This window comes from Dietzia sp. DQ12-76 (assembly GCF_014145045.1).
Lineage (GTDB): Bacteria > Actinomycetota > Actinomycetes > Mycobacteriales > Mycobacteriaceae > Dietzia.
The window spans coordinates 2,108-7,316 of the sequence record NZ_JAALDV010000306.1 but is presented as its reverse complement, the minus strand read 5'-3'; the positions used below and the strand labels follow the sequence as shown (position 1 = coordinate 7,316).

Here is a 5,209-nt window from a genome sequence, read left to right as displayed (position 1 = left end):
ACGGCCGGGCGGGGGCGGCCCCGATCGTCGACAGGTCGTCGGCGTGCGCGCACGACGCCGGGTCGACCCCCGGCGTGAGCGGCAGCATGGCGCACCGGTGGAAGTCCAGGACGGTCCGCCCGTCCTGGTCGGTGGTGGTCACCCTCAGGGCTGCCAGTCCGGTGGGGGCGCGACCCGGTGAGGGACTGGTGGTCCTCAACCCGACGACCTCGGTCCTGGTGGACAGGGTGTCCCCGATCGCGGGCGCGGTGTGCAGACGCAGACCGCGGTAGAAGAGGTTGGCCCTGACGCGCTGGGTGAGGACGGTGGACTGACCGATCGCCACGTCGATGACGAGCCCGGGGTGGGCCACCGTTCCACCGGTGACCGTGCGGGCGAGATGGCGGTCCAGGGGGAGCCGCAGGCGGTCGCCGAGGATGGCCTGGTGGGTCGCGGCGAGCCCGTCCGTGAGGGTCACCGCCGGGGCGTCGACGACGACCTGCCCCACCGCCAACTGATCGAAGTGGGGTCCGCCGACGGGGAGGTGGCCGCGACTGTTCATGGCCGTCATCCTAGGCAATCCATGAGCATGATTATTGACGGATGTGCGGCGGGTTGGGACGATGAGCCGACGTCCACCCGGGCGGACGACCGAGCGACGACGACGACGAGGTGCTGCGCGGTGCCGGACCTGAACGAGGACGAGGCCTATCTGGTGGCGACCGTGCGCCGCTTCATCGACCGTGAGGTCAGGCCGTCCGTCCGCGAGACGGAGCACGCGGACTCCTACCCCGAACGCTGGATCGAGCAGATGAAGCAGATCGGGATCTACGGTCTGGCCGTGCCCGAGGAGTACGGCGGGATGCCGGTCTCGATGCCCTGCTTCGTGCACGTGACCGAGGAGCTCGCCCGCGGGTGGATGTCGCTCGCCGGCGCTATGGGCGGGCACACCGTGGTGGCCACGCTGCTCACCAGGTTCGGCACCGAGGAGCAGAAGGCCGCCTACCTCCCGCGGCTGGCGACGGGTGAGGTGCGGGCGACCATGGCGCTCACCGAGCCGGGAGGGGGGTCGGACCTCCAGGCCATGGGGACCACCGCGCGTCCCGACGGCGACGACCTCGTGATCACCGGCACCAAGACGTGGATCTCCAACGCGCGCCGTTCCGGCCTCATCGCGCTGTTGTGCAAGACGGATCCCGCGGCCACTCCCGCGCACAGGGGGATCTCGATCGTGCTGGTCGAGCACGGGCCCGGCCTGACCGTCTCGCGCGACCTGTCCAAGCTGGGATACAAGGGCGTCGAGACGTGCGAGTTGGCGTTCGACGGCTATCGCACGCCCGTCACGCAGATCCTCGGTGGGGAGCCGGGGCGGGGATTCGCCCAGATGATGACGGGCCTGGAGACCGGACGGATCCAGGTCGCGGGCCGCGCCCTCGGGGTGGCGGCGGCCGCCCTGGAGGACTCGCTCGCCTACGCGCAGCAGCGGGAGTCGTTCGGCCGACCGATCTGGGAGCACCAGGCGATCGGCCATCGACTGGCCGACATGGCCACCAGGCTCTCCGCCGCGCGCCAGCTCACGCTCCACGCGGCGGAGCGCGCCGATGCCGGCGAGCGCTGCGACATGGAGGCGGGAATGGCCAAGCTCTTCGCCTCCGAGGCCGCCATGGAGATCGCGCTCGACGCGGTACGGATCCACGGCGGCTACGGGTACTCCACGGAGTACGACGTCGAGCGCTACTTCCGGGACGCCCCGCTCATGATCGTGGGCGAGGGGACCAACGAGATCCAACGCAACGTCATCGCATCGCAACTGGTGCAGCGAGGAGGACTGTCATGAGGGTGTTCGAGGGGCTGGAGCAGCTCGAGGCCGAACTCGGCCGACACGTGGGGTACAGCGACTGGATGGAGATCACGCAGGACCGGATCGACGCGTTCGCCGAGGCCACCGGGGATCACCAGTGGATCCACGTGGATCCCGTCCGCGCGGCGCAGGGGCCGTACGGCGCCACCATCGCCCACGGATACCTCACACTGTCCCTGCTGCCGGTGCTGGGGGCGGAGGTTCTGGACATCCGTGGATTCCGGATGATGATCAACTACGGCGTCGACAAGGTCCGGTTCCCGGCCCCGGTCCCGGTGGGCTCGCGGATCCGCGCGGGCGTCGAGCTCACCTCGCTCCAACGCAAGTCCGCCGGAGTCCAGCTCAACAGCCTGGTGACCGTCGAGGTCGAGGGCTCCGACCGTCCGGCGGTCGTGGCCGAGACCGTGCGGATGATGGTCGAGTGAGGCGGGGCCGAGGGTTCCGGGGCGGGAGAGCCGGGTCCCCGGCCGCAGGTGTCGACGAGTCTGACGAATTCACGATGAGTTAACTCACAGGTGTGTGATTCGGGCGTAGCGTGACTCTCAACGGTCGGTGGGGAAGCCGACCGTCGGGAGGTCCCAGCCGATGATCGACGCACTCGATCGGGAGGGGGCCGGCACCCGGCCCCGTCACCACCAGGTGACCTGAGCCGACCGGTCCACCCCCAGCTCGCCCGCGGTGCCGCGGGCCAGGAGTCCGCCGTGACCGACACCGTACGCACCTACGTCCTCGACACCTCGGTTCTGCTCTCTGACCCGTGGGCCGTCACCCGCTTCGCCGAGCACCACGTGGTGTTGCCCATCGCGGTGATCGGGGAGCTGGAGGGCAAGCGACACCACCCCGAGCTCGGCTACTTCGCCCGAGAGGCCCTCCGACTCCTCGAGGACCTGCGCCTGCGCCACGGACGGCTCGACGGCGACCTGCCCATCACCGACGAGGGCGGCACCCTGCGGGTGGAACTCAACCACACCGACCAGACGATCCTGCCGACCGGCTTTCGCAACACCGGCGAGGATTCTCGGATCCTCGCGTGCGCGCTCAACCTCCGCGCGGAGGGCCAGGACACCGTCCTCGTCTCCAAGGACGTGCCGCTGCGCGTCAAGGCCGGATCGGTGGGGCTGCCCGCAGACGAGTACCACGCCCAGGACGTGGTGCTGACCGGGTACAGCGGGGTGGCCGACCTGCCCGCCACCCAGGATCTCGTGGACACCCTGTTCTCCGACGGTGGGGCGTCGCCGCTCGCGGCCCGCGCGGCCGGGTTGGACGTGCAGACCCCGGTCCACTGCGGTATCCGGGTCCAGACCGAGTCGTCGTCGGCACTGGCCCGCGTCACCGACGGCGGCGGGTTGAAGCTGGTGCGCGGGGATGTCGAGGTGTTCGGCCTGCGGGGCCGCTCGGCCGAGCAGCGCATCGCCATCGACTGCCTGCTCGACGAGTCGATCGGGATCGTCTCGCTCGGGGGCCGGGCGGGAACGGGCAAGTCCGCGCTCGCCCTGTGCGCCGGGCTCGAGTCCGTCCTCGAGCGGCGCCGCCACCGCAAGATCGTCGTGTTCCGGCCCCTCTACGCCGTGGGTGGCCAGGAACTCGGCTACCTCCCGGGCAGCGAGACCGAGAAGATGTCGCCGTGGTCGCAGGCGGTCTTCGACACCCTCGAGGGCCTGGTCAGCGAGAACGTGATCGACGAGGTGATGGACCGGGACATCCTGGAGGTGCTCCCGCTCACCCACATCCGCGGCCGGAGCCTGCACGACTCGTTCGTGATCGTCGACGAGGCGCAGTCACTCGAGCGCAACGTGCTGCTCACCGTGCTCTCCAGGCTGGGCACCGGGTCGCGGGTCGTGCTCACCCACGATGTGGCCCAGCGTGACAACCTGCGCGTCGGTCGTCACGACGGCATCCAGGCGGTGGTGGAGAAGCTCAAGGGACATCCGTTGTTCGCGCACGTGACCCTCAACCGCTCGGAGCGGTCGGCGATCGCCGAGTTGGTCACCACGATGCTCGAGGAGTTCCACCCGGACGCCCTGCCCGGGGAGTTGCGCCGGATCCACGCCGCCTGACCGGCGTCAGCGCTCGCGGTCGAGCCCCGTCATCCCCAGCACGTCGAGGCGGCGGTCCAGCTCGTCCTCGCTCAGCGGATCGGGGACGAAGCCCAGGGCGATCACGGCCTCGCGGATCGTCATCCCCTCCGCCAACGCGTGCTTGGCCACCCGGGCGGCCTCCTCGTAGCCGATGGCCGAGTTCAGCGGGGTGACGATCGAGGGCGAGGACTCGGCGTAGCGGCGCATCCTGTCGACGTCGGGTTCGATCCCGTCGATGCAGCGCTCGGCGAACAGGGTGGTGGACGTGGTGAGGATCCGAGCCGATTCCAGGACGTTGCAGGCCATCACCGGGATCGCGGTGTTGAGCTCGAAGGCCCCGGTCGCGCCGGCCCAGGCCACGGCCGCGTCGTTGCCCACCACCTGGGCGGCGACCTGGGAGATGGTCTCGCACAGTACCGGATTGACCTTGCCGGGCATGATCGACGACCCGGGCTGCAGGTCCGGCAGGTGGACCTCGGACAAGCCCGTCATGGGACCGGACCCCATCCAGCGGACGTCGTTGGCGATCTTCGTCAGCGAGACGGCGATCGTGCGCATCGCCCCGGAGAGCTCCACCAGACCGTCGCGGGCGGACTGCGCCTCGAACGGGTCCGCGGCCAGGCGCAGCTCCTCGAGCCCGGTGAGGGCGCGCAGTTCCTCCACCACCGCGGAGCCGAAGCCGTGCGGTGCGTTGAGGCCGGTGCCCGCGGCCGTGCCGCCGATCGGGAGTTCGCCCACCCGGGGCAGGGTGGCGCAGACACGCTCGGCCCCGGCCCGGAGCTGGCGCGCGTACCCCCCGAACTCCTGGCCCAGGGTCACGGGGACCGCGTCCATGAGATGGGTGCGGCCGGACTTCACCACGTCCCGCCACTCGACGGACTTCCGCTCGAGCGACTCGGCCAGCCCGCTCAATGCGGGGACGAGTTCGGTCAGCGCCACCTCCGTCGCGGCGACGTGGGTCGCGGTGGGGAAGGTGTCGTTGGAGGACTGCGACATGTTGACATCGTCGTTCGGGTGCACGGTGACACCCTCTGCCGCGCACAGCGACGCGATGACCTCGTTGGCGTTCATGTTGGAACTGGTGCCGGAGCCGGTCTGGAACACGTCCACGGGGAAGTGCTCGTCGACCTCCCCGTCGGCGATCCGGCCGGCCGCGGACACGATCGCGTCGACCTTGGTCTGCTCGAGGAGCCCGAGACGACCGTTGACCGTCGCGCACGCGGACTTGAGCAGGCCGAGCGCGCGGATCTGTGCGCGCTCGAGACCGCTGCCCGAGACCGGGAAGTTCTCC

Annotated in this window: 5 protein-coding genes; 3 read left to right on the top strand and 2 right to left on the bottom strand. The window is 70.4% G+C overall.

Annotation, left to right across the window (positions count from 1 at the left end):
* Positions 1-541 (bottom strand): MaoC family dehydratase (locus G6019_RS10930; protein ID WP_241725998.1); only part of this gene is annotated, 541 nt, incomplete at its 3' end.
* Between the two features lie 120 nt (positions 542-661).
* On the opposite strand from G6019_RS10930, the gene G6019_RS10925 reads away from it, so the two are divergent.
* From G6019_RS10925 to G6019_RS10915, 3 genes are all read left to right on the top strand, one after another.
* Entirely contained in the window at positions 662-1,816 is a 1,155-nt protein-coding gene (locus tag G6019_RS10925; protein ID WP_182611947.1) for an acyl-CoA dehydrogenase family protein, read from the top strand.
* Positions 1,813-2,265 carry a MaoC family dehydratase gene (locus G6019_RS10920; protein WP_095719204.1) on the top strand — a complete coding sequence of 151 codons (453 nt, stop codon included), beginning with the start codon at positions 1,813-1,815 and terminating at the stop codon, positions 2,263-2,265. Before G6019_RS10925 ends, G6019_RS10920 begins: the two co-directional genes overlap by 4 nt.
* Before the next feature lie 276 nt (positions 2,266-2,541).
* Positions 2,542-3,897, top strand: a complete 1,356-nt coding sequence (locus G6019_RS10915; RefSeq protein ID WP_107756801.1) for a PhoH family protein — start codon at positions 2,542-2,544, stop codon at positions 3,895-3,897.
* A gap of 6 nt (positions 3,898-3,903) precedes the next feature.
* Here G6019_RS10915 and G6019_RS10910 read toward each other — a convergent pair.
* Positions 3,904-5,209, bottom strand: a 1,306-nt coding sequence (locus G6019_RS10910) for a class II fumarate hydratase (protein WP_182627579.1), incomplete at its 5' end; no start/stop codon positions are given.

Bases quoted from the DNA above. Each gene is read 5' to 3' on its own strand.
- G6019_RS10920 (WP_095719204.1), top strand. From the start codon at position 1,813: ATGAGGGTGTTCGAGGGGCTGGAGCAGCTCGAGGCCGAACTCGGCCGA.